We start from the raw sequence: 775 nt of genomic DNA, 5'->3' as shown, positions 1-775 counted from the left end.
AATGTAAATTTAAAAGGGGTGCTATTGGCGATACCAGAGAGTATGTCATCTGCATTATTGGATGTAGAGGGCGAAGTTAAAAATTACCGTATTAATGAAAGCTTGCAAGACAGCGGGTATATACTGGTTGCTGTCGATTGGAACGCTGTCGTTATTGCTGATGCTAGTGGCAGGGAGACAGTCATTAGCATGGCGGACTCTATGCCACTTGATCAAAGCGATATGATAGCAGGGAATGTAAGTAATCAGCGCTTGCCAAGTAATGAACCGGTCGATGACTTGCAGCCGATGCCATTACCTAATGCAATACCGAATGACAATGTTGTCAATGCGGCTACTAGCTCCAATGATGGCTCTGACAATGACTCAACAGACAGTGATTCTACAAATGATAGCAATGGTGCAGCCAGCTCAAGCTCAGCTATTGATGAAGCTGTCACTGCATTACAAGACAGTCCAGCCAGTTATTTGAGTCGCATGGGGGTGATGGCAGCTGGTGAAGGCTATCAAGTCACCGCTGCAATGCCAGCTGGAATACGTAATCGATTGGGGTTAGAGCCGGGCGATCGAGTACTTAAGGTAAATGGCCAAAACATCGGTAGTGATCCTACACAAGACGCTGGTTTGTTAAAGCAAGTACAACAATCAGGCGAAGCTCAGATTGAAGTAAAACGTGGAGAGCAAGTGATTACGATTCGTCAGCAGTTCTAAGGGATTTGATGGTATTTAAATAATACGGTTTGCTCTAACCACCATTATCTCGACCATATAACAA

Annotated in this window: 1 protein-coding gene; it reads left to right on the top strand. The window is 44.5% G+C overall.

Annotated features, from left to right (window positions below):
- Positions 1-711: PDZ domain-containing protein (locus tag ACS8FD_RS19525; RefSeq protein WP_439277083.1), on the top strand; the 711-nt coding region annotated here is incomplete at its 5' end.
- Positions 712-775 lie beyond the last annotated feature (64 nt).

The sequence above is a fragment of the Psychrobacter sp. 1U2 genome (assembly GCF_051847575.1).
Note: the sequence above shows the minus strand (reverse complement) of the source record. Positions and strands in the feature narration are given on the sequence as shown.